Genomic DNA, 21,553 nt, shown 5'->3' with positions numbered 1-21,553 from the left:
GCGTCAGTCCTTGATGCCGGACTGGGTCACGCCCTGGATCAGGTAGCGCTGCAGGAACGCGAAGATCAGCACCAGCGGCAGGATCGAGACCGCGACCGCCATGAAGAGCTGGTGGATGTTGATCGTCTGGGCGGTGACGAAGGTCGACAGCGCGACCTGGATCGTCCACGACGACGAGTCCTGGGCGATCACCAGCGGCCACAGGAACGAGTTCCAGTTGCCGATGAACGTGATCGCGGCCAGGGCGGCGAAGAACGGCAGGGAGTTCGGCACGACGATCCGCCAGAACGTCCCGAAGTGGCCCGCGCCGTCGACTCGCGCCGCCTCCTCCAGCTCGCGCGGGAAGCTCAGGAAGTACTGCCGGAACAGGAACGCCGCGAAGCCGCTGAACAGCGTCGGGATGATCAGGCCGCGCAGCGAGCTGACCCAGCCCAGCGACGAGACGACGATGAAGCTCGGGATGAACGTCACCGCGCCGGGGATCATCAGCGTCGCCACCACGGCGTAGAAGACCTTGTCGGCGTGCTTGTACGGGATCCTGGCCAGGCCGTACCCGGCCATCGAGGCCAGCAGCAACTGCCCCGCCGTCCCGAGCACGCCGACGACCGCGGAGTTCCACAGGGCGCGTGCGATCGGCACGCTCTGGTCGTTGAACAGCTCGCTGACGTTGCCCCACTGCAGGTCCTTGGGGAACAGCGTCCACTCGGGCGCGGTGATGTCGGCCTCGGTTGCCAGCGCGTTGCGCAGGATCAGGTAGAACGGCAGCAGGAACAGGATCACCGCGATCGCCAGGGCGATCCAGCGCAGCACCAGTGTGACCCGGCCGATACCGCTGCGCGAGTAGCCGATCGGTTCCGGCGTACCGGACGTGCGTTCCCGGGCGGCCATCAGTCGTTCGCCTTGCCGAAGCCGAAGATCTTGTTCTGCAGCAGCGTGACGATCATGATGATCGCCGCCAGGATCAGCGCGCCGGCGCTGCCGTGGCCGAGGTCCTGGATCGTGCCGAGCGAGATCCCGTACAGGTAGATCAGCGGTGGTCGCGCGAAGTTGACGTTGCCGAGCAGGTTGTAGAACTCGTCGAACGCCTGGTACGCCGCGATCAGGTTGAGGATCAGTACGGCGACCGCCGTCGCCCGCAGCTGCGGCAGCGTGATGTGGAGGAAGACCTGCCAGCCGGGTTTCGCGCCGTCGACGTACGCCGCCTCGTACAGCGCGGGCGAGATCCGTTGCAGACCGGCGATGAACAGGATCATGTAGAAGCCGAGCTGCAACCAGAGCCGGACGGTGATGATCGGGATCCAGAACCACGGCGGGTCGACGGTCGACAGCCACGCGATCTGGTCGATGCCGAACCAGCCGAGCACGGTGTTGGCCAGGCCGAACCGGACGCCGTTGAAGATCGACAGCTTCCAGATCAGCGACGCCACGACGTACGAGCAGGCGGTGGGCAGGAAGAACACCGAGCGGAAGAAGGCGCGGGCGATCTTGACCTGGTTCACCAGCAGGGCCAGCGCGAGCGAGAGCACGAAGGTCAGCGGCACGACGAAGACGGCGAAGACCGAGAACGTGCCCAGGCTGGACAGGAAGTTCGGGTCGGTCAGCATGTCGACGTAGTTGCGCAGCCCGACGAACTCGGTCGGCGTGACCGTGTTGCGCGCCTCGAAGAAGCTGAGCACCAGGCTCCACAGGATCGGCAGGTAGCTGAAGATCAGCAGGCCGATCACGAAGGGGCCGACGAACACCCAGAACCACAGGGTGTTGCCGCGGATCCCCTTCGTGGTGGCGCGGGGACTCATCCGAACAGCCGGGACAGTTCCGTCCCGACGGTCTTCTCCGCCTTGCTGATCTCGGCCGCGGGATCGGCGCCCTTGCGGATGATGTTGGTCAGCATGTCACCGAACGCGGTGCCCATCTTCGGCGTCCAGGCCGGGTTGTCGGTCTTGCCGTACTGCTCGTTGAGCTTCACCGTCTCGGCCGCGGCGCCGTCCTGCAGCTTGGCGGCCTTCGCGGCCAGGCTCTTGCGCGGCGGGATGTGGAAGCCGTAGTTCAGGCACCAGTCCTCCTGGTACTCCGCCTGGTCGATCCACAGCCACTTCACGAACTTCTTCGCCGCGTCGACGTTGGCGCTCTTGGCCGAGACGAACTGGGTCCAGCCGCCGGAGTAGACCGCCGGCGTGCCCTGCGCGTCGAGCGCCGGGAAGGCGAAGACACCGAGATCGTCCCCCAGTGCCTTCTGCATGGCGGGCAGCGCCCACATCCCGATCCACTGCATCGCGACCAGACCCTGGATGATCGCGCTCGGATCGGTCCAGTCGGTCGGTGCGCCGAGCAAGGTGGACTTGCTCGCGTACAGCTCGTGCAGCTTGCCGAAGGCCTGCGCCGCGCGCCCATCGGTGAAGCCCGGCTTGTTGTCCTTGGTCAGGTAGGCACCGCCCGAGGACCACAGCGCCGGCCCTCCGAGGGCGACGCCGCCGTCGTTGCCGACGAAGATGCCCTTCACCTTGTCGGTGGTGAGCTCCTTGGACGCCGCGATCAGCTCGTCGATCGTCTTGGGCGGCTGGATGCCGGCCTTGTCCAGCAGACTCTTGCGGTAGTAGATCACCTGCGGGTCGACGATCATCCGGATGCCGTAGACCTTGCCGTCGATCGTGTTGGTGGCCAGGTCCTCGGCGCTGAAGTCGTCCTTCACACCCTCCAGCAGGTCGTCCAGCGCGACGATCTGGTTGCTCTTCACCATCGCGATGTTCAGCTGGCTCTCGAAGACGTCCGGGCCCTTGCTGGACAGCAGTCCGGACGACAGCTTCGCGCCGTAGTCGCCCGGCGTCCACTGCACGCTGACGGCGGCGTCGCCGTACGCCTTGGCGTACTTGAGCGCCGCTTCCCGCGCCCCGGTCTCGCCGTACTGGTGGTACCACTGCGCGAGGGCCGGTTTGCCGCCGCCTCCCCCGCTGTCGGCTGGTCGCCCGGTGTTCCCACCACAGGCGGCCGTGAACGCGGCGAGGGCGGCCAGGCCACCGGTCCGCTTGAGCAGGTCACGTCGGGTCAGTCCGGTGTTCGGGCGACGAGCGGCCATCGACTCCACCTCCGAGTGGGCGTCCGGAACCCAACGATCCACCGGGGGCGTGCGCTCAGGTGAATCGTTGGAGAAGTGTTCCGACAATGAACGAAAAGCGCCGCTCACGCAAGACCGCGGAACCGCTCAGCTGAAACGTTTCCGCTCTGTAGCCAGGGTGACCAGGAGCGACGACGGCTCGAAGCGCGGTCCGTACGCCGCCGCCAGCTCACGCGCCCGCGCGACGAAGCCGGGCAGGCCGCCGGCGTACTGGTTGATGTACTGCAACGCACCGCCGTACAGGGGTGGGAAGCCGATGCCGAAGATCGAGCCGATGTTCGCGTCGGCCACGGAGCGCAGCACGCCCTCGTCGAGGCACTTGACGGTCTCGAGCGACATGGCGAAGGTGAGACGTTCCTGCAGATCGATCAGCGGTACGTCGGTGGTTCCGCCGCCGAAGTGCTCCCACAGCCCGGGCCACAGGTGCTTCGGCCCGTCCGCCGGATACTCGTAGAAGCCCGCTCCGGCTGCCTTGCCCTTGCGGTCGAACTCGGTGACCAGCCGGTCGGCGACCGCCATCCCCGGGTGCTCGTCGAACGCTCCCGCACTGTCTCCGGCCGCCCGGGCCGCGTCGCGGATCTTCTGCGGCAGCGTCAGCGTGACCTCGTCCAGCATCGCCAGCGGCGGCGCCGGGAAGCCCATCTGGGTCGCCGCCCGCTCGATCGTCACCGGGTCGACGCCTTCGGCAACCATTGCCGCGCCTTCCATCACCAGCGTGCCGAAGACGCGCGAGGTGAAGAAGCCGCGGCTGTCATTGACCACGATCGGGGTCTTCTTGATCTGCCGGACCACGTCGTACGCCTTGGCCAGCGCGCGGTCCGACGTCTTCTCCCCCACGATCAGCTCGACCAGCGGCATCCGGTCGACCGGGGAGAAGAAGTGCATGCCGATGAAGTCGTCCGGCCGGTCGATCCCGTCGGCCAGCGAGGTGATCGGCAAGGTCGAGGTGTTCGAGCACAGCAGCGCGTCCGGCTCCACCACGCCGGCGATCTCGGCGAAGACCTTCTGCTTCAGCTCCTCGCTCTCGAACACCGCCTCGATCACCAGGTCGCACCCGGCCAGGTCGTTCGGGTCGGCGGTCGGCGTGATCAGGCCGAGGAACGCCTCCGCCTTCTCCGCCGTGGTCCGGCCCTTCTTCAGCTGCTTCGCGAGCAGCTTCTCGGAGTACTGCTTGCCCTTCTCGGCCGCCTCCAGCGAGACGTCCTTGAGCACGACCTCGAGGCCCACCTTCGCGCAGGAGTAGGCGATCCCGGCCCCCATCATCCCGGCGCCGAGGACGCCGACCTTGCGCGCGCCGTACGCCGGTACGCCGTCCGGCCGCGAGGCGCCCGCGTTGATCGCCTGCAGCTCGAAGAAGAACGCGTTGATCATGTTCTTCGCGATCTGCCCGGTCGCCAGCGAGACGAAGTACCGCGACTCGATCCGGGACGCGGTGGCGAAGTCGACCTGGGCGCCCTCGACGGCCGCGCTCATGATCGCCCGCGGCGCCGGGTACGGCGCGCCCTTGAGCTGCTTGCGCAGGTTCGCCGGGAAGGCCGGCAGGAACGCGGCCAGCTTCGGCGAGGACGGCGTCCCGCCGGGGATCTTGTAGCCGTCGCGGTCCCAGGGCTGCTTGGCGTCACCGTCGTAGCTCTCGATCCAGGCCTTTGCCCGCGAGAGCAGCTCGTCGCGCGGGACGACCTCGTCGACGATGCCGACCGACTGCGCGTGCGCGGGCTTCATCCGCTGGCCCTGCAGCAGGACCTTCATCAGCGCCTCCTGCAGTCCCAGCATCCGGACCGTGCGGGTCACGCCGCCGCCACCGGGCAGCAGGCCGAGGGTCACCTCCGGGACGCCGAGCTCGATCCGGTTGTCGTCGGCAACGATTCGGTGGTGGCAGGCGAGCGCGATCTCCAGACCGCCGCCGAGTGCCGACCCGTTGATCGCGGCGACGACCGGAAGTCCGAGCGTCTCCAGGGCGCGGAGCTGGCGCTTGACCTCCTCGACCGTCTCGAACACCCGTGCCGCGTCCTCGGGCTGGGCCTGCGAGATCAGCTGCAGGTTGCCACCGGCGAAGAACGTCTTCTTCGCGCTCGTGATCACGACACCCTTCAGCGAGTCCTTCTCCGCCTGCAACCGCTCGACGGTCGCGCCCATCGCGGTCAGGTAGGCGTCGTTCATCGTGTTCGCCGACGCGTCCGGGTCGTCCATCGTCAGCGTGACGATCCCGTTGTCGCTGTGCCAGGAGATCATGCCGCCAGCCTCTCGATGATGGTCGCGACGCCCATCCCGCCGCCGACGCACAGGGTGGCCAGACCGTAGCGGAGCTCGCGCCGCTCCAGCTCGTCCAGCAGGGTTCCGACCAGGATCGCGCCGGTCGCGCCGAGCGGGTGCCCGAGCGCGATCGCACCGCCGTTCACGTTCACCTTCTCGTGCGGTACGCCGAGATCGGCCATGAAGTGCAGGACCGCGGCGGCGAACGCCTCGTTCATCTCGAACAGGTCGATGTCGCTCACGTCGAGACCGGCCTTGGCCAGCGCCTTGCGCGCGGCCGGTGCCGGGCCGGTCAGCATGATCGTCGGGTCGGCCCCGCTGACCGCGGCCGCGACCACCCGTCCGCGCGGTGCCTGGCCGAGCGCCTCGCCGGCCTTCTCGTTGCCGATGGCCACCAGTGCGGCACCGTCGACGATGCCGGACGAGTTGCCCGCGTGGTGCACGTGCTCGATCCGCTCGACCTTGACGTACTTCTCCAGCGCGACCGCGTCGAAGCCGCCGTGCTCACCGATCGCCGCGAACGACGGCGGCAGCCCGGCGAGCGTCTCCACCGTCGTACCGGGGCGGACCAGCTGGTCGTGGTCGAGGATCCGCAGGCCGTTGCGGTCGTCGACCGGGACGACCGAGCGGGTGAAGTAGCCGTTCGCCCAGGCCTTGGCGGCGCGGGCGTGCGACTCGGCGGCGTACGCGTCGACGTCGGTCCGGGAGAAGCCGTCGATGGTCGCGATCAGGTCGGCGCTGATGCCCTGCGGGATGAAGTTGGTCTCCAGCGCGGTCTCCGGGTCCATCGCCCAGGCACCGCCGTCGGAAGCCATCGGGACGCGCGACATCGACTCGACGCCACCGGCCAGGATGAAGTCCTCCCAGCCGGACCGGACCCGCTGCGCCGCCTGGTTGACCGCCTCCAGGCCGGACGCGCAGAAGCGGTTGAGCTGCACGCCGCCGGTGGTCTCCGGGTAGCCGGCGGCCAGGACGGCGGTCCGGGCGATGTCCATGCCCTGATCGCCGATCGGCGTGACCACGCCCAGGACGACGTCGTCGATCGCAGCCGGGTCCAGGTCGGGGTGCCGGGCGCGCAGCTCGGTGAGCAGGCCGGTGATCAGCTGGATCGGCTTCACCTCGTGCAGCGCGCCGGTCGGCTTGCCCTTGCCGCGGGGAGTCCTGATCGCGTCGTACAGGAATGCTTCGGTCATCGGTGGTCCCGTCGTCTGGAGTGGACGGTTCTGATTGTGACAGCGATGGTGTCACAGTCGTCAAGCGGGGACCATTATGATCTGCGCCATGGCGGAAGCGAGCTCGGAGGCCGGCCCCGACGGGGCGACGCTGACCGTCGACGAACTGTCGGCCCGGGTCGGGATGACGGTCCGGACGTTGCGGTTCTACGCCGGGCGCGGGCTGATCCCTCCCCCGGTCCGCCGCGGCCGCGTCGGCTACTACGGTCCCGAGCACATCGCCCGGCTCGACCTGGTCCGCGAGCTGCAGGCGCACGGCTTCACCCTGTCCGCGATCGAGGGGTACCTGGAGCGGATCCCCGACGACGCGTCGCCGCAGGACATTGCCCTGCACCGGACGCTGCTGACGCCGTGGATGCGCGACCTGCCCGAGACGCTCGACCGGCCGGCGCTGGTACGGCGTACCGGCCGGGAGCTGACCGACGACGACATCGAGATGCTGGTCGCGCTCGGCGTGGTCGAGCCGACGCCGGACGAGGACGTGTTCCAGGTCGCGACCGCGCACCTCAGCCTCGGCGTCGAGCTGCTCGACCTCGACCTGCCGGTGGAGGCCGTGCTCGCCGCTGGGCGGATCTTCACCGACCACGGCCGGGCGATCGCCGAGGAGCTGACCGAGGTGTTCCGGACGAAGGTCTGGCCGCACTACCGCGACTCCGGCGGTCCGCCGGAGCACATCCAGCAGCTGGTCGAGCGCTTCAAGCCGGTCACCATCCAGGGGCTGGTGCTCGCGTACGAGCGCGCGGTCGGCGAGACCCAGCGCGACACCGTACGCCGCCGGCGCCGCTAGCTGTTGGAGACCCGCAAGTACGTGAGGCCGCGCAGGTCCAGGTAGGTGTCGGTCGGCGTTGTGACGACGCGCAGCAGCACGTCGTCGCACCCCGGGCACCGCGCGACCAGGCCGGGCGCGTCGGTGTACAGGTGCGCCTCGGCGAAGACGCCGGTGCGGCCGCAGCCGGCACACCGGCCGATCGCGGCGGTGAGGTCGGCGGCGAACACCTCGCTGAGCGCGCCCGCCGCCGCGTTGCCGTCCAGGTAGGTCGGGACATCCGCGGTCATTGCGGTCCTCCAGTCGGTCCGAAACGTTCGGTACGGACCCGGGCCGGGTCGTGACCGGCGGCGACCAGCAGGTCGGCCACCGTCTCGACGAACGGCGTCGGGCCGCAGACGTAGGTGGTCAGGTCGTCGGCCGGGGCGAACGCCTTCGCCGCCAGCAGCTCGGCGTCGATCCGGCCGACCCGGGGTTCGCCGGGCGGCGCCTCCCGGGTGTAGACGAAGGTCAGGTCCACGTCGTCGGACATGGCCAGCTTCTTCAGGTCCGCCGGGTAGATCACCGACGTCGGCCGCCGTACGGAGTAGAGCAGCCGGGCGGGCGCCGTGCTGGACGCGTGCGCGTGCTCACGCAGCATCGCCATCAGCGGTACGACGCCGGAGCCGCCACCGATCAGCTGGATCGAGCCGGCCGTCTCCGGCCGCCACACGAACCAGCCGCCGACCGGCCCGCGAACCTCCAGCGGGTCGCCGACCTCGAGGACCTCCACCAGGTACGGCGAGACCTCACCGTCGGGAACCTGCTCGACGGTCAGCTCGACCGTCGAACCGGTCCACGCCGAGGCGATCGAGTACGACCGCGAGGCGCGGTAACCGTCCGGCGCGGTGAGCCGGACGTCCAGGTGCTGCCCGGCCAGGTGCCCGGGCCAGTCCGGCAGGTCCAGCACGATCGTCCGGGCGGTCGCGGTCTCCTCGCGCACCTCGGTGACCGTGCCGACCTGCCAGGTCAGTCGCCGGCGTACCGCTGTTCTTTCCATGGGTCTCCGTACTCGTGATAGCCCGCGGTCTCCCAGAACCCGAGGTCCTCGGTGTCGGACAGCACCAGGCCGCGGACCCACTTGGCGCTCTTCCAGAAGTAGAGGTGCGGCACCAGCAACCGCGCCGGACCGCCGTGCTCGGCCCCGAGCGGTTCGCCCTCGAACTCGTAGGCGATCCAGGCCTGGCCGTCGAGCAGGTCGTCCAGCGGCAGGTTCGTGGTGTAACCGCCGTAGCTGTGCGCCATCACGAAGTCGGCGCTGGTCTCGACGTCGGCGAACAGGGTGTCCAGCGAGACGCCCTTCCACTCCGACTCCAGCTTCGACCAGCGCGTCACGCAGTGGATGTCCCGCGTGATCTCCTCGGCCGGCAGCTTCAGGAACGCCTGCCAGTCCCACTTGTGCACCTCACCGGACTCGGTGGCGATGCTGAACTCCCAGTGCTCCGGCTGGATGTGCGGCGTCGGCCCGGCCGACAGCACCGGGAAGTCCCGCGTCAGGTACTGCCCCGGGGGCAGCTCCGTTCCGCTCCGCCGCCGCCCGGCGAACCCCGGCGACACGATTCCCATCAGCGCGACCTCCCTGGATCAGACCGTCTCTGGAGCAGTCTGACACGGCCGGACGCGGAAAGACCCCCCGGCAACTCCCTGGTCGTCAGATTCCCAGGGTGCGGCCGATGATCTCCTTCATGATCTCGGTGGTGCCGCCGTAGATGGTCTGGACGCGGGTGTCGAGGTAGGCCTTGGCGATCGGGTACTCGGTCATGAAGCCGTAGCCGCCGTACAGCTGCAGGCAACGGTCGACCACCTTCTTCTGCAGCTCGGTGGTCCACCACTTGGCCATCGCCGCCTCGCTGACGGTCAGCGCGCCGGCGTTCAGCTCCTCGATGCAGCGGTCGACGAAGACCCGGGCGATCTGGGTCTCGGTGGCCAGCTCGGCCAGCACGAAGCGGCTGTTCTGGAACGAACCGATCGGGCGGCCGAACGCGGTCCGCTCCTTCACGTACGCCAGCGTCGACTCGAGGATGTTCTCGCAGGCGGCCGCGGCGACGACGGCGATGGTGAGGCGTTCCTGCGGCAGCTTCTCCATCAGGTGGACGAAGCCCTGGCCCTCCTGGCCGAGCAGGTTGGTGGCCGGGACGCGGACGTTGTCGAAGAACAGCTCGGCCGTGTCCTGCGCCTTGAGGCCGATCTTGTCGAGGTTCCGGCCGCGCTCGAAGCCGGGCGTGCCGCGCTCGACCACGAGCAGCGAGATGCCCTGGTAGCCGGCGTCGGGGTCGGTCTTGGCGACCACGATCACCAGGTCGGCCAGGATGCCGTTGGAGATGAACGTCTTCTGCCCGTTGATCACGTACTCGTCGCCGTCGCGGACGGCCGTCGTCCGGATGCCCTGCAGGTCGCTGCCCGCGCCCGGCTCGGTCATCGCGATCGCGGTGATCGTCTCGCCGCTGCAGAAGTCCGGCAGCCAGCGCGCCTTCTGCTCGTCGGTCGCGTAGTCCAGCAGGTACGCCGAGTTGATGTCGGTGTGGATGCTGAACCCGACCCCGCTCGCCCGGGCCCGGGTCAGCTCCTCGATCAGGACCGCGTTGAAGCGGAAGTCGCGCACGCCTCCCCCGCCGTACTGCTCGGGGATCATGAACCCGAGCAGGCCCGCGCTGCCCGCCGCCGTCCACAGCTCACGCGGGACGATGCCGGCCTCCTCCCAGCTGTCGTGGTGCGGCACGATCTCCTTGTCGCAGAAGGCGCGCGCGGTCTCGCGGAAGGCGTCGTGGTCGGCGTCGAACAGGTGACGTTCCATGGGCGGTCTCCTCGGTCAGTTCTGTACGGCGGCGCCTGAGCGCAGCAGTTCCTCGACGCCTTCGACACCCCACTCGGTGAGGGCCTCGCGCGTGTGCTGCCCGGGGCGGGTCGGCGGCTCGCCGAGGCTGGTCGGCGTCCGGGAGAACCTCGGCGCCGGTGCGGCCTGGCGGACGCCGTGGTGCTCGACGAAGACGCCGCGCGCCGCGAGATGCGGGTGCTCGCCGGCCAGCGGGAGGACCGGCGCGACGCACGCGTCGGTGCCGTCGAAGATCTCGGTCCACTCGGCCTGCGTCTTCTGCGCGAACGCCTTGGCCAGTTGCTCGCGCAGCTCGGGCCAGGTGGTCACGTCGTACCGGTCGGGCGGGGTGATGCCGAGGAGCTTGATCAGCTCGTCGTAGAACTTGGGCTCGATCGCACCGACGCTCAGGTGCTTGCCGTCGGAGGTCTCGTACACGTCGTAGAACGGCGCGCCGGTGTCGAGCAAGTTGGTGCCGCGCTCCTGCGTCCACACGCCGCTCGCCAGCGCGCCGAGCAGCATCGTGGTCAGGTGCGCCGAGCCGTCGACGATCGCCGCGTCGACCACCTGGCCCTGGCCGCTGGTCCTCGCTTCCGTCAGCGCGGCCAGTACGCCGATCACCAGGTAGAGCGATCCCCCGGCGAAGTCGCCCAGCAGATTCGCCGGCACCTGCGGCGGCCCACCCGCGCGTCCGATCGCGTGCAGCGCGCCGGACAGCCCGAGGTAGTCGATGTCGTGTCCCGCCGACTGCGCCAACGGACCCTCCTGCCCCCAGCCGGTCATCCGGCCGTAGACCAGCCGCTCGTTGACCGCCCAGCAGTCCTCCGGCCCCAGCCCCAGGCGCTCGGCCACGCCGGGCCTGAAGCCCTCCACCAGTACGTCGGCCTGCTTGATGAGCTCCAGCACGGCCGCAACTGCTTCAGGCTTCTTCAGATCCAGCGCAACACTCCGCCGCCCTCGATTGACCAGCTCGTACTCCGGCGGCCCCATCGCCAGCCCGCCGCCCGGCCGTTCCACCCGCAGGACGTCCGCACCCAGCTCGGCCAGCAGCATGCACCCGAACGGCGCCGGCCCGATGCCCGCCAGCTCGACGACCTTGACCCCGCGCAGTGGACCCATGCGGCCCATTGTGACAGTCCAACTGTCACAGTCGTCAAGTCACAGTCAGCGGAACGCCTCCGCGGCCTGCTGGACCTTGGCGTAGTACGCCGACCAGCCCGCCTCGTCCAGCATGCCGGCGTCTTGACCGCCCTTGCCGTCGATCAGTTCGCGCACGATGTCGGCATGGCCCGCGTGGTGGGCGGTCTCGTCGACCACCCGAACCAGCAGCGCGCCGAACGTCGTACTGCGACGACCCTCGGGCCAGTGCGGCACCTCGGCCGGGGTGTCCAGGTCGAGCGCGGCCAGCGACGCGTCGCTGTGCTCGCAGGCGCGGCGATACAGATCGGTCAGGTACTCGCTGGATTCCGACGGCAGCGCCCACAGGTCCGCGCCGTCCCAGACCGAGCCGTCCTCTTCCCATGGCAGCGGCCGCTCCGGCGGCCGACCGACGCTCGTGCCGAGGTAGACGTACTCGATCCCGATCAGGTGCTTGACCAGGCCGAGCAGGTTGGTGCCGGAGGGCACGAGCGGGCGGCGCCGGTCGTACTCGCTGAGCCCGTCCAGCTTGGCGAGCATCAACGCCCGGGTGTTTCGCAGGTACTCGTGCAGCACGGGCTTGAGGTCCATCCCCGGACGCTAACCGAGGGCACCGACAATTCAGGGTGCGCCGGGAGGAACGAAGCGCAGGCCGCTCGGGGCACCCTTCTCGATCAGCGTGAGCAGCGCCTCGGTGTCGAGGTGCTCGTCGATCGCGTCGGCCAAGCGGTTCAACCGGTCCTCGCGCAGCCCGGCGAACGAGACCGAGCCGTCGGGCGCCCGCTTGCCCGCGAGCGAAGCGATCTCGGCGAGGAACGCGTGCCGCGCCGCGTCATCGTCCAGCAGCCCGTGCCAGATCGTGCCCCAGACAACGCCGCTGCGGCAGCCGCCCGGGAACTCGTCGGCGTCACCGGTCACCTCGACGACCCCGTGATGGATCTCGTACGCCGTGGGCGCCGGCCGCGCGAGCACCTTGGCCCGGGCGAACTCAGTGGCCACCGGCAACAACTCGAGCCCGGTGTGCCGGCCGCCGCCCTCCACGCCGTACGGGTCGTCGATCGCGCCGCCGAGCAGCTCGTAGCCGCCGCAGATGCCGAGCACCGGACGACCGGCGGCGACCCGAGCCTGGACCGCATCGGCGAGGCCGGTCTCCCGCAGCCAGGCGAGATCGGAGGTCGTCGCGCGCGATCCCGGGAGGACGACGAGATCGGCGTCGCGGACCTCGGCCGGGCTCGCGGTGAAGAACACGCTCGTCGTCGGCTCGACCGCGAGCGCGTCCAGATCGGTGAAGTTGCTGATCCGCGGGAACCGCACGACCGCGATCGACAGGACGTCGGGATCGTGGTCGGTCCGGCGCGCGGGGATGTCGAGCGCGTCCTCGGAGTCGAGCCAGAGCTCGGGCAGCCACGGCAGGACGCCGTACGTCGGCCGGTCCGTGACGCTGGTCAGCATGTCGATGCCCGGCTGCAGCAACGACACGTCGCCGCGGAACTTGTTGACCACGAACCCGCTGATCAGCCGCTGGTCCTCGGCCGACAGCAGCGCGACCGTGCCGAACATCGAGGCGAACAGCCCACCACGGTCGATGTCGCCGACCACGACGACCGGCGCCTTCGTGTGCTGGGCCAGCCCCATGTTGACGTAGTCGGACTGGCGCAGGTTGATCTCGGTCGGGCTGCCGGCGCCCTCGCTGATCACCACGTCGTACCGGCTCGCCAGATCGTCGTACGCCGCGAAGGCCGCCTTCGCCAACTCCGCGCGCTCGGTCAGGAAGCCGCGCGCGGTGAGCTCGCCCCACGGCTCCCCCATCAGCACGACGTGGCTGCGGCGGTCGCTGCCGGGCTTGAGCAGCACCGGGTTCATCGCCGCCTCCGGTTCGGCGCCGGCGGCAACGGCCTGGATCCACTGCGCGCGGCCGATCTCGGCGCCGTCCGCGCAGACCATCGAGTTGTTCGACATGTTCTGCGCCTTGTACGGCGCGACGCGCACGCCCTGGCGCGCCAACCACCGGCACAACCCCGTCACCACGGTCGTCTTGCCCGCGTCGGAGGTCGTACCGGCGATCAGCAGCGAGTTCACACCCGCGATCCTAGGTGCGGTCGTTCCTCACGTCGTCGGGCTGGTGCTTGCCCTGTTCGTCCGGCGGCAGCACCGGGGTGATCCGGCGGCCCTGGGCATCGGTGCTGGGCAGCCGCGGAGCCGTGCCCTGGAAGCGGGTTCCCGAGGTCCGCTCGGCGGCCGACAGCGGCTTGGCGACGTTCTCCAGCGACTGACCCTCGGCGTCGACGCCGAAGAACCAGGCGATCAGACCGCCGATCAGCATCACCGCGGCCCCGATGATGTAGCCGACCGTCAACGGGCCGCGCGCCGGGTTGTCCCCCTCACCGATCAGCGAGGCGAACAGGAACGGCGCCACCACACCACCGGTCAGCTGCGAGATCGCGAAGAAGAACGAGATCGCCTGGCCGCGCAGCTCGATCGGGAAGATCTCGCTGACCGTCAGGTACGCCGACGACGCACCGGCCGAGGCGAAGAAGAACACCACGCACCACAGCCCGGTCAGCGACGCCGCGTTCAGCGATCCGGCGTTGAACAGCAACGCGGTGACGAACAGGACGACCGCCGAGATCGAGTACGTCGCCAGGATCATCTTGCGCCGGCCGACCGTGTCGAACAGGTGGCCGAGCAGCAGCGGGCCGGCCAGGTTGCCGATCGCGAACGGGAAGAAGTACAGCGCGATGCTGGAGTCGTTCAGCCCGAAGTACGCCTTCAGCACCAGGGCGTAGGTGAAGAAGATCGCGTTGTAGAGGAAGGCCTGGGTGACCATCATCGAGAAGCCGAGGAACGACCGGCTGCGGTAGTCGCGCAGCATCACCCGGGCGATCTCGCGGTAAGTCACGGGCGGGTAGTCGACCAGGTTGATCGCCTCGTCGTCGCGGACCTCGCGCAGCTCGCCGCCCTGGCGCCGTACCGTCTCCTCGATCTCGTCGACGGTCCGCTCGGCCTCCTCGACCCGGCCGTGCGTCATCAGCCAGCGCGGGCTCTCCGGGATGTGCCGGCGCAGGTAGATGATCATCAGGCCCATCACCGGCCCGATCAGGAAGCACAGCCGCCACCCCCACTCGATCGGCACGATGTCGTCGTTGAGGAAGACCAGGCCGACCGCCGAACCGATCAGCGCGCCACCCCAGTAGGTGCCGTTGACGCCGATGTCGACGCGGCCGCGGTACTTCGACGGGATCAGCTCGTCGATCGCGGAGTTGATCGCGGCGTACTCGCCGCCGATGCCCATGCCGGCCACGAACCGGCACAGCGCGATCGACCAGAAGTCCCAGGTCAGGCCGGCCGCGCCGGAGGCGACCAGGTAGACCATCAGCGTGATGATGAACAGGCTCCGGCGGCCCCAGCGGTCGGTCAGCCGGCCGAAGACCAGCGCGCCGACGACCTCGCCGGCCAGGTAGATCGAGGCGAGCAGACCGACCTGGGCGGTGGTCAGCCCGAGGGTCTGCGACTCCTTCAGCACGTTGCCGACCAGCGAGACCAGCTGGATCTCCAGGCCGTCCAGGATCCAGGAGACCCCGAGGCCGACGACGATCATCCAGTGGAAGCGGGTCCACGGCAACCGGTCCATCCGGGCAGGCACCAGGCTCGGTATCGCCTTGCCCTCCTCCAACGCGTGTTCACTCATGCCCCGCCCTCTCCTCTTGGCCGGTTTGAAGTTGTCCGTTGGACCGGGTACCCACGCGTCCGCGGTTCATCCGTCACCGATGGTTCCGGAGTGCGAGCACCGCTCCCGCGCGGGCGGCCGGGCTGACTACAGTGGCGGCATGGACAACGACGACGTGACCGTCGCAGATGCCCCCGAGCACCACCGGTACGAGGCCCGCGACGCCTCCGGCGCGCTGATGGGGATCGCCACCTATCGGCGGACCAGCGACCACATCACCTTCCTGCACACCGAGACGATGCCGGAGTTCCAGGGCCGCGGGGTGGCCGGGAAGGTCGCGCGGCAGTCGCTGGACGACGCCCGCGCGGCGGGGATCAAGGTGCGGCCGGCGTGCCCGTACTACATCCAGTACTTCGAGAAGCACCCCGAGTACTCCGACCTGCTGGAAGGGGTGGCGTCGTAGTGGCGGTCCCGCAGCTCGGCAAGCTCGAGTGGCAGCCGGCGGCCGACGTACCGGAACTGCTGGCCGCGCCCGTGCGGGCCGCGCTGGGTGACCTGCCGGCGTGGGCGGCCGCGATCGACCCGTCGCTGGCCGACACCGCGGCGTTCTGCGCCGAGTACGACGTACCGATGGCCGCGTCGGCGAACTGCGTGATCGTGCACGGCAAGCGAGCCGGCGAGTCGACGTACGCCGCGGTGATGGTGCTGGCCACCGACCGCGCCGACGTCAACGGCGTCGTCCGCAAGCACCTCGGCGTCCGCAAGATCTCGTTCGCCGCCCAGGACGACGCGGTCAGCTCCACCGGCATGGAGTACGGCGGCATCACCCCGATCGGTATCCCCACCGACTGGCCCGTCCTCGTCGACGAGTCCGTCGCCCACGCCGGCCTGGTCGTCATCGGCAGCGGCATCCGAGCCTCCAAACTCCTCGTCGACGGCGCCGACCTCGCCAAACTCCCCACCGCCACCGTGCTGGCCCTGGCGTCCTCCTCGACCTGAGACCCGCGGAGGTTGCTGTCGGCGACCATGCGGCCGAGCAGGTCGTCTTCGGCTGAGGCCGCTCCGGCCGGAGAACAGCGGAGTGGCGCTCAGCAACACCGCGGGGCTCCACGGCCCCGGGCTGAGCACTACTCCGCTCTTTTCCGGCCGGAGCGGCCTCAGCTGGCAACCAGCTTGTCGGCCGCATCGCCGCCGGCCGCGACCACAGCTGCTCGGGGAAGCTTCCGGGTCAACCGGCGGCTGACCGGCGGAAAGACGCGCGGGATCGGCGTCGGGGCGATAGCATCGGGAGCGTCTTGGGTGAGAGGCAGCTGCTGCCTGCCCTCGACTGGGGACTGCAGGGAGGCTGGGGAAGGCGTGATGAGGTCGTGACCGTGACGGGCGGGGACGACGGCGGGCCGACCGCCCTGCGGATCATGCTGGGCGGGCACCTGCGCCGGATGCGGGAGTCGGCGGGAATCAGCCGGGCGGACGCGGGCTGGCAGATCCGTTCGTCGGAGTCCAAGGTCAGCCGGATGGAGCTCGGCCGGGTCGGGTTCAAGGAACGCGACGTCGCCGACCTGCTGAGGCTGTACGGGCTGACCGACGAGCGCGAGAAAGAACGCCTGATGGAGCTGGCCCGGGCGGCGAACAACCCCGGCTGGTGGTCCCGGTACGGCGACGTGATGCCGGCCTGGTTCTCCAACTACGTCGGCCTCGAGGTCGCCGCCAAGCTGATCCGCACCTACGAGGTGCTGTTCGTCCCGGGCCTGCTGCAGACCGAGAACTACGCACGCGCGGTGGTCCAGTTCGGCAAGGCCTACCTGCCGCAGGAGGAGATCGACCAGCGGGTCGCCCTCCGCGTCACCCGCCAGCAGATCCTCACCCGCGCCAACCCGGTCAAGCTCTGGGTGGTGATCGACGAGGCCGTGCTGCACCGCCCGGTCGGCGGCCGCGAGGCGATGTGCGAGCAGATCGAGCACCTGCTCAAGATGACCAAGCTACCGAACCTCACCCTTCAGGTGATGCCGTTCAGCAGCGTCGGTTACCCCAGTGCCGGCGGAGCGTTCAGTATTCTGCGCTTCCCCGAGGGCGACCTGCCCGACGTGGTGTACATCGAGCACGCGGCCAGCGCCCTCTACCTCGACAAGGTCGAGGACCTCGACGAGTACGCCGCGATCATGGACGCGTTGAGCATCGCCGCGGCGCCCATCGGCGAGACGCCGCGGTTGCTGCTCGAAGCACTCGACCGCATGCACTGACCAGAAAAGCCTCCGGGTGATCAGAATTCTGATCACCCGGAGGCTTTCGGAACGGCTCAGGCGACCTTGAGGTCGACCTTGATGTTGCCGCGGGTGGCGTTCGAGTACGGGCACACCTCGTGCGCCTTCGCGACCAGCTCCTCGGCGACCGAACGCTCGACGCCGGGCAGGCTGACGACCAGCGCGACCTCGAGGCCGTAGCCGGCGCCACCGTTGATCGGGCCGATGCCGACCTCGGCGGTGACGGTCGAGCCGTCGCTGTCGACGCGGGCCTTGCGCGCGACGAGCTTCAGCGCGCTGTGGAAGCAGGAGGCGAACCCGGCCGCGAACAGCTGCTCGGGGTTGGTGCCCTCGCCGTTGCCACCCATCTCCTTCGGCGGCGCGACGGTGACGTCCAGCTTGCCGTCGTCGCTGGCGGTGTGCCCGTCACGACCGCCCTGGGCGGTGGCGCGAGCGGTGTACAGGACTTTCTCGACTGCGATGGTCATGCGGGTGTTCTCCTCGTGGGGGTTCAGCGGGTGGGGTCGAGCAACAACTTGCCGACGGTACGACGGGCGCGCATGTCCTCGTGGGCCTTGTCGGCCTCGGACAACCCGTACTCACCGCCGACGATCGGGCGGAGCTTGCCGGCGGCCACCAGTTCGAACAGGTCGCGCAGCGAGTCGGCGAGCATCCCGGGCCGCCGGAAGCAGTCGACCAGCCAGAAGCCGGCCACGGTCCGGGAGCCCTTCATCAGCCGGCCGGGAGCCAGCGCCTTCGCGGCCTCACCCGACGCGGCGCCGAACGTCACCAGCCGGCCGAACGGCGCCAGCGCCTCGAACGACTCGTCGAAGGTCTGGCCGCCGACCATCTCCAGCACGACGTCGACCGGCTTGCCACCGTTCGCCTCGAGGATGCGGTCCTTCAGGCCCTCGGGGGCGCCGTCGATCGCGACGTCCGCGCCGAGCTCCAGCGTCTGCTTGCGCTTGTCGTCCGAGGAGGCCGTCGCGATCACGCGCCCAGCACCCCAGAGCTTGGCGAGCTGGATCGCGAGCGACCCCACTCCCCCGGCGCCGGCGTGGATCAGCACGGACTCGCCCGGCTGCAGGTTGGTCGAAGTCTTCAGGAGGTGCCAGGCGCTGGTGCCCTGGACCACGAGCGCGAGCGCGTCACCGTCGCTCACACCGTCCGGTACGTCGAACACGGACTGGCTCGCGGCGACCGCCTGCTCGGCGTACCCGCCGGTGCCGACGAGCGCGACCACGCGGCGGCCGTCCGTCGTACGGCCGACGACCTCGCCGCCGGGGACCAGCGGGAGCTTGGCCTTGGTGAGGTAGCTGTTCTCGACCTGGTGGGTGTCGGCGTAGTTGATGCCGGCCCGGTCGACGGTGATCAGCACCTGACCGTCGCCGGCGGCCGGCGGATCGACCTCGGCGACCTTCAGGACCTCCGGACCGCCGAACTCGGTGATCTGCACTGCACGCACGCCAGACACTTCCCTTCCGAATTGATGTCCTTACACCGTACAATACAGTGTACGTTAGCGATATGAAGGGCAATCCTGCAGTGACAAGGCCGACACGGACACCGCGGAATACGCTCAACCCCGAGCTGATCATCAGCAAGGCACTCGAGTTGATGGAGGGCCGCGGCCTCGACACGTTCAGCCTGCGCGCGCTGGCCGGTGAGCTGGGTGTCGGTCCGATGGCGATCTACACCTACTTCCGCAACAAGGACGAGCTGTACGACGCCGTCCGCGATCACCTGATGGGCCTGCTGCCCGCCGTACCGGCCGGTGCGTCCTGGCCGGACCAGGTCCGCGCCGTCTGCCGCGGGCTGCGCCGGCTGATGCTCCAACATCCTTGCCTCGCGCAACTACTCGCGAGCCGGCCGCTGATCGGGCACGAGACCGCGCGGGTCGCCGAGGGGCTGCTGAGCGTGCTGCACTCGGCCGGGTTCGACAAGGAGATCGCCGCGCGGACGCACACGACGCTGTTCACCTACGTGCTCGGGGCCACTTCGTGGGAGATCCAGATGGCGACCGAGCAGCGCGATCCCGAAGGACTGCGGCGGCTGCGGACGACGATGGAGTCGCTGTCGGCGACCGAGTTCCCGACCGTGGTCGAGCTCGCGCCGGAGCTGGCCCGGACGACCGGCGGCGACGAGCAGTTCGACTACGGCCTCGACCTGCTGATCAACGGGCTCAGAACAGCATCGTGACGATCGCGACGACGCCGATCACCACGATCAGGCAGCGCAGCGCGATCGGCGGCAGCCTGCGGCCGTAGCGGGCGCCGACGAAACCGCCGATCGTCGAACCGACCGCGATCAGCGCCGCGGCCAGCCAGTCGACGTCCGCGACGATCACGAACAGGATCGCCGCGACGGTGTTCACGAAGGTGGCCAGCACGTTCTTCAGCGCGTTCATCCGCTGCAGGTTCGCGTCCAGGCCGAGGCCGAGGATCGCCATCAGCAGCACGCCCTGGGCGGCGCCGAAGTAGCCGCCGTACACGCCGGTGAGGAAGACCGCCGGGATCACCCACCACGCGCCGCGGTGGGTGTGCGTCGGCACGCTGATCCACTTCGACAGCCACGGCTGGAACGCGACCAGCACGCAGCCGAGCAGGATCAGCACCGGGACGACGGCGTGGAACGCCGAGTCCGGCAGCGTCAGCAGCAGGACGGCACCGACCACACCACCGACCAGCGACGCCGGGACCAGCCGGATCATCCGGCCGCGCTGCCCCTCGAGCTCGCGCCGGTAGCCGATCGCGCCGGCCGCCGTGCCGGGTGAGAGGCCGACGCTGTTGCTCACGTTGGCCAGCACCGGCGGAATCCCGACAGCGAGCAGCGCGGGGAAGGTCAGCAACGTGCCCGAGCCCACCACCGCGTTGATCGTGCCCGCGCCCACACCCGCCACCAGGACGAACAGCGCCTCGAACCATGTCATCGTTGCAAAACTGTACGCACCTGACGCGGCACGCGACTCACGTGTCCGGTTGTTGAGCCTTCAGGTGTCGCCAACGACACACCGACCCGGCGCCCACCGTGAGGTGAGGACCGAGCCGGGATGCGTTGTCTCTAAGGCGCTACTGGGCCGGGGGCGGAGTGGTCGGCGGTACGACGTCCTGCGTCGGCGAGGTCGACGAGGCCGGCGCCGACTGCTGCGAGCGCGAGCTGACCGCGGCCTTCTGCGCGGCCTCGATCGCCTCCTGCACCGCGTTGTCGGCCTCGGCCACGGCGGCGTCCGGCGTACTGGTCAGCTCCTGGGCCGGGGCGGCCTGCTCGACCTCGTGCGGCTCCGGGAACGGGCCCTCGGCCTTCTGCGGGATGCCGGCGATCTGGCCGACGGCGCTGCCGAGGCCTTCCATCGCCTTGCCGATCTCGCTGGGGATGATCCACAGCTTGTTCGAGTCGCCCTGGGCGATCGACGGCAGCATCTGCAGGTACTGGTAGGCGAGCAGCCCCTGGTCGGGCTTGCCGGCGTGGATCGCGTTGAAGACCGTGGTGATGGCCTGCGCCTCACCCTGCGCCTTCAGGATCCGCGCCTCCCGCTCGGCCTGCGCCCGCAGGATCCGGGACTCCCGGTCGCCCTGCGCGGTGAGGATCGCGGACTGCTTCTGGCCCTCGGCCGACAGGACGGCCGACTGCCGCATACCTTCGGCGGTCAGGATGGCCGCGCGCTTGTCGCGGTCGGCGCGCATCTGCTTCTCCATCGAGTCCTGGATCGACGGCGGCGGGTCGATCGAGCGAAGCTCGACCCGGTTGACCCGGATGCCCCACTTGCCGGTGGCCTCGTCCAGCACGTACCGCAGCTTCTCGTTGATTTCCTCGCGGCTGGTCAGCGTCTGCTCGAGGTCCATGCCACCGATGATGTTGCGCAGGGTGGTCATCGTGAGCTGCTCGATCGCCTGGATGTAGTTGGAGATCTCGTACGTCGCCCGCACCGGGTCGTTGACCTGGAAGTAGATGACGGAGTCGATCGACACCATCAGGTTGTCCTCGGTGATGACGCCCTGCGGCGGGAACGCGACGACCTGCTCGCGCATGTCGATCGTGTACCGCACCTTGTCGACGAACGGGGTCAGCAGGTTCAGGCCGGGTTGCAGGCCCACCTTGAACTTCCCGAACCGTTCCACGATGCCGACGGTCTGCTGCTGCACGACCCGGACGGACTTGATCAGCGTGACGATCACCAGTAGTGCAACCAGTGCCAGCACGATGAGGAACGCTTCCACGTGACCCTCCACTCGAACGAAACAGGATCGACAGTCTTTCCTACTGACGGGCCACTGCCCAGCCCGGTTCCCTCACGA

General features: G+C 69.4%; 22 protein-coding genes. 5 read left to right on the top strand and 17 right to left on the bottom strand.

Annotated features, from left to right (window positions below):
• Window positions 1-3: 3 nt before the first annotated feature.
• The 5 genes from ABD235_RS06380 to ABD235_RS06360 all read right to left on the bottom strand — a co-directional run bounded on the left by ABD235_RS06380 (window position 4) and on the right by ABD235_RS06360 (window position 6,558).
• Window positions 4-888, bottom strand: a complete 885-nt coding sequence (locus ABD235_RS06380) for a carbohydrate ABC transporter permease (RefSeq protein ID WP_344170841.1) — start codon at window positions 886-888, stop codon at window positions 4-6.
• Window positions 888-1,796, bottom strand: a complete 909-nt coding sequence (locus tag ABD235_RS06375) for a carbohydrate ABC transporter permease (protein WP_344170838.1) — start codon at window positions 1,794-1,796, stop codon at window positions 888-890. Before ABD235_RS06375 ends, ABD235_RS06380 begins: the two co-directional genes overlap by 1 nt.
• Complete coding sequence (locus tag ABD235_RS06370) at window positions 1,793-3,073, bottom strand: ABC transporter substrate-binding protein (protein ID WP_344170835.1); 1,281 nt, start codon at window positions 3,071-3,073, stop codon at window positions 1,793-1,795. Before ABD235_RS06370 ends, ABD235_RS06375 begins: the two co-directional genes overlap by 4 nt.
• Window positions 3,074-3,199: 126 nt before the next feature.
• Entirely contained in the window at window positions 3,200-5,344 is a 2,145-nt protein-coding gene (locus ABD235_RS06365) for a 3-hydroxyacyl-CoA dehydrogenase NAD-binding domain-containing protein (protein ID WP_344170832.1), read from the bottom strand.
• Window positions 5,341-6,558 (bottom strand): acetyl-CoA C-acetyltransferase, encoded by a 1,218-nt coding sequence (locus ABD235_RS06360; RefSeq protein WP_344170829.1) that lies wholly within the window; start codon window positions 6,556-6,558, stop codon window positions 5,341-5,343. The genes ABD235_RS06365 and ABD235_RS06360 overlap by 4 nt, the downstream gene beginning before the upstream one ends.
• 88 nt (window positions 6,559-6,646) lie before the next feature.
• Between ABD235_RS06360 and ABD235_RS06355 the strand changes: the two genes are divergently transcribed.
• On the top strand, window positions 6,647-7,384 hold the full coding sequence (locus ABD235_RS06355; protein WP_344170826.1) for a MerR family transcriptional regulator: 738 nt from the start codon (window positions 6,647-6,649) through the stop codon (window positions 7,382-7,384).
• Here the strand turns inward: ABD235_RS06355 and ABD235_RS06350 are convergent.
• From ABD235_RS06350 to ABD235_RS06315, 8 genes are all read right to left on the bottom strand, one after another.
• On the bottom strand, window positions 7,381-7,653 hold the full coding sequence (locus ABD235_RS06350) for a DUF6510 family protein (RefSeq protein WP_344170823.1): 273 nt from the start codon (window positions 7,651-7,653) through the stop codon (window positions 7,381-7,383). The two genes, ABD235_RS06355 and ABD235_RS06350, sit on opposite strands and share 4 nt — an antisense overlap.
• Window positions 7,650-8,402 carry a ferredoxin reductase gene (locus ABD235_RS06345; RefSeq protein ID WP_344170820.1) on the bottom strand — a complete coding sequence of 251 codons (753 nt, stop codon included), beginning with the start codon at window positions 8,400-8,402 and terminating at the stop codon, window positions 7,650-7,652. The genes ABD235_RS06350 and ABD235_RS06345 overlap by 4 nt, the downstream gene beginning before the upstream one ends.
• A complete protein-coding gene (locus ABD235_RS06340) occupies window positions 8,372-8,968 on the bottom strand; it encodes a sulfite oxidase-like oxidoreductase (protein ID WP_344170817.1) in 597 nt (198 codons plus the stop codon). The genes ABD235_RS06345 and ABD235_RS06340 overlap by 31 nt, the downstream gene beginning before the upstream one ends.
• An 85-nt stretch (window positions 8,969-9,053) precedes the next feature.
• Entirely contained in the window at window positions 9,054-10,196 is a 1,143-nt protein-coding gene (locus ABD235_RS06335) for an acyl-CoA dehydrogenase family protein (RefSeq protein WP_344170815.1), read from the bottom strand.
• A gap of 15 nt (window positions 10,197-10,211) precedes the next feature.
• Window positions 10,212-11,333 carry a CaiB/BaiF CoA transferase family protein gene (locus tag ABD235_RS06330; protein WP_344170812.1) on the bottom strand — a complete coding sequence of 374 codons (1,122 nt, stop codon included), beginning with the start codon at window positions 11,331-11,333 and terminating at the stop codon, window positions 10,212-10,214.
• A 45-nt stretch (window positions 11,334-11,378) separates the two neighbouring features.
• Window positions 11,379-11,942 carry a DinB family protein gene (locus tag ABD235_RS06325; protein ID WP_344170809.1) on the bottom strand — a complete coding sequence of 188 codons (564 nt, stop codon included), beginning with the start codon at window positions 11,940-11,942 and terminating at the stop codon, window positions 11,379-11,381.
• A 30-nt stretch (window positions 11,943-11,972) separates the two neighbouring features.
• Entirely contained in the window at window positions 11,973-13,430 is a 1,458-nt protein-coding gene (locus ABD235_RS06320) for a cobyric acid synthase (RefSeq protein ID WP_344170807.1), read from the bottom strand.
• 10 nt (window positions 13,431-13,440) lie between these two features.
• On the bottom strand, window positions 13,441-15,039 hold the full coding sequence (locus ABD235_RS06315; protein ID WP_344170804.1) for an MFS transporter: 1,599 nt from the start codon (window positions 15,037-15,039) through the stop codon (window positions 13,441-13,443).
• 139 nt (window positions 15,040-15,178) lie between these two features.
• Between ABD235_RS06315 and ABD235_RS06310 the strand changes: the two genes are divergently transcribed.
• From ABD235_RS06310 to ABD235_RS06300, 3 genes are all read left to right on the top strand, one after another.
• The gene (locus ABD235_RS06310; protein ID WP_344170801.1) at window positions 15,179-15,481 is read left to right on the top strand and encodes a GNAT family N-acetyltransferase; all 303 of its coding nucleotides are present in this window, start codon (window positions 15,179-15,181) and stop codon (window positions 15,479-15,481) included.
• The gene (locus tag ABD235_RS06305; protein ID WP_344170798.1) at window positions 15,481-16,017 is read left to right on the top strand and encodes a YbaK/EbsC family protein; all 537 of its coding nucleotides are present in this window, start codon (window positions 15,481-15,483) and stop codon (window positions 16,015-16,017) included. The genes ABD235_RS06310 and ABD235_RS06305 overlap by 1 nt, the downstream gene beginning before the upstream one ends.
• 416 nt (window positions 16,018-16,433) lie before the next feature.
• Entirely contained in the window at window positions 16,434-17,258 is an 825-nt protein-coding gene (locus tag ABD235_RS06300) for a helix-turn-helix domain-containing protein (protein ID WP_344173672.1), read from the top strand.
• 56 nt (window positions 17,259-17,314) lie between these two features.
• Here ABD235_RS06300 and ABD235_RS06295 read toward each other — a convergent pair whose 3' ends face one another.
• Both ABD235_RS06295 and ABD235_RS06290 read right to left on the bottom strand, forming a co-directional pair.
• A complete protein-coding gene (locus tag ABD235_RS06295) occupies window positions 17,315-17,746 on the bottom strand; it encodes an organic hydroperoxide resistance protein (RefSeq protein WP_344170796.1) in 432 nt (143 codons plus the stop codon).
• A gap of 23 nt (window positions 17,747-17,769) precedes the next feature.
• Window positions 17,770-18,723: a quinone oxidoreductase family protein gene (locus ABD235_RS06290; RefSeq protein WP_344170794.1), complete on the bottom strand. Its 954-nt coding sequence runs from the start codon at window positions 18,721-18,723 to the stop codon at window positions 17,770-17,772.
• Window positions 18,724-18,785: 62 nt separating this feature from the next.
• Here ABD235_RS06290 and ABD235_RS06285 point away from each other — a divergent pair, with 62 nt between their 5' ends.
• Window positions 18,786-19,457: a TetR/AcrR family transcriptional regulator gene (locus ABD235_RS06285; RefSeq protein ID WP_344170792.1), complete on the top strand. Its 672-nt coding sequence runs from the start codon at window positions 18,786-18,788 to the stop codon at window positions 19,455-19,457.
• Here ABD235_RS06285 and ABD235_RS06280 read toward each other — a convergent pair.
• A complete protein-coding gene (locus ABD235_RS06280; RefSeq protein ID WP_344170790.1) occupies window positions 19,441-20,187 on the bottom strand; it encodes a sulfite exporter TauE/SafE family protein in 747 nt (248 codons plus the stop codon). The two genes, ABD235_RS06285 and ABD235_RS06280, sit on opposite strands and share 17 nt — an antisense overlap.
• 139 nt (window positions 20,188-20,326) lie before the next feature.
• The gene (locus tag ABD235_RS06275) at window positions 20,327-21,475 is read right to left on the bottom strand and encodes an SPFH domain-containing protein (protein ID WP_344170787.1); all 1,149 of its coding nucleotides are present in this window, start codon (window positions 21,473-21,475) and stop codon (window positions 20,327-20,329) included.
• Window positions 21,476-21,553: the final 78 nt, after the last annotated feature.

It is taken from the genome of Kribbella lupini (genome assembly GCF_039529595.1).
Lineage (GTDB): Bacteria > Actinomycetota > Actinomycetes > Propionibacteriales > Kribbellaceae > Kribbella > Kribbella lupini.
Note: the sequence above shows the minus strand (reverse complement) of the source record. Positions and strands in the feature narration are given on the sequence as shown.

Excerpts from the sequence above, each read along its gene's own strand:
- ABD235_RS06360 (WP_344170829.1), bottom strand. The coding sequence starts at position 6,558 with ATGACCGAAGCATTCCTGTACGACGCGATCAGGACTCCCCGCGGCAAG.
- ABD235_RS06280 (WP_344170790.1), bottom strand. The coding sequence starts at position 20,187 with ATGACATGGTTCGAGGCGCTGTTCGTCCTGGTGGCGGGTGTGGGCGCG.
- ABD235_RS06335 (WP_344170815.1), bottom strand. The coding sequence starts at position 10,196 with ATGGAACGTCACCTGTTCGACGCCGACCACGACGCCTTCCGCGAGACC.
- ABD235_RS06375 (WP_344170838.1), bottom strand. The coding sequence starts at position 1,796 with ATGAGTCCCCGCGCCACCACGAAGGGGATCCGCGGCAACACCCTGTGG.
- ABD235_RS06340 (WP_344170817.1), bottom strand. The coding sequence starts at position 8,968 with ATGGGAATCGTGTCGCCGGGGTTCGCCGGGCGGCGGCGGAGCGGAACG.
- ABD235_RS06330 (WP_344170812.1), bottom strand. The coding sequence starts at position 11,333 with ATGGGTCCACTGCGCGGGGTCAAGGTCGTCGAGCTGGCGGGCATCGGG.
- ABD235_RS06355 (WP_344170826.1), top strand. The coding sequence starts at position 6,647 with ATGGCGGAAGCGAGCTCGGAGGCCGGCCCCGACGGGGCGACGCTGACC.
- ABD235_RS06350 (WP_344170823.1), bottom strand. The coding sequence starts at position 7,653 with ATGACCGCGGATGTCCCGACCTACCTGGACGGCAACGCGGCGGCGGGC.
- ABD235_RS06315 (WP_344170804.1), bottom strand. The coding sequence starts at position 15,039 with ATGAGTGAACACGCGTTGGAGGAGGGCAAGGCGATACCGAGCCTGGTG.
- ABD235_RS06365 (WP_344170832.1), bottom strand. The coding sequence starts at position 5,344 with ATGATCTCCTGGCACAGCGACAACGGGATCGTCACGCTGACGATGGAC.
- ABD235_RS06310 (WP_344170801.1), top strand. The coding sequence starts at position 15,179 with ATGGACAACGACGACGTGACCGTCGCAGATGCCCCCGAGCACCACCGG.
- ABD235_RS06300 (WP_344173672.1), top strand. The coding sequence starts at position 16,434 with ATGCTGGGCGGGCACCTGCGCCGGATGCGGGAGTCGGCGGGAATCAGC.
- ABD235_RS06295 (WP_344170796.1), bottom strand. The coding sequence starts at position 17,746 with ATGACCATCGCAGTCGAGAAAGTCCTGTACACCGCTCGCGCCACCGCC.
- ABD235_RS06285 (WP_344170792.1), top strand. The coding sequence starts at position 18,786 with ATGAAGGGCAATCCTGCAGTGACAAGGCCGACACGGACACCGCGGAAT.
- ABD235_RS06345 (WP_344170820.1), bottom strand. The coding sequence starts at position 8,402 with ATGGAAAGAACAGCGGTACGCCGGCGACTGACCTGGCAGGTCGGCACG.
- ABD235_RS06325 (WP_344170809.1), bottom strand. The coding sequence starts at position 11,942 with ATGGACCTCAAGCCCGTGCTGCACGAGTACCTGCGAAACACCCGGGCG.
- ABD235_RS06380 (WP_344170841.1), bottom strand. The coding sequence starts at position 888 with ATGGCCGCCCGGGAACGCACGTCCGGTACGCCGGAACCGATCGGCTAC.
- ABD235_RS06370 (WP_344170835.1), bottom strand. The coding sequence starts at position 3,073 with ATGGCCGCTCGTCGCCCGAACACCGGACTGACCCGACGTGACCTGCTC.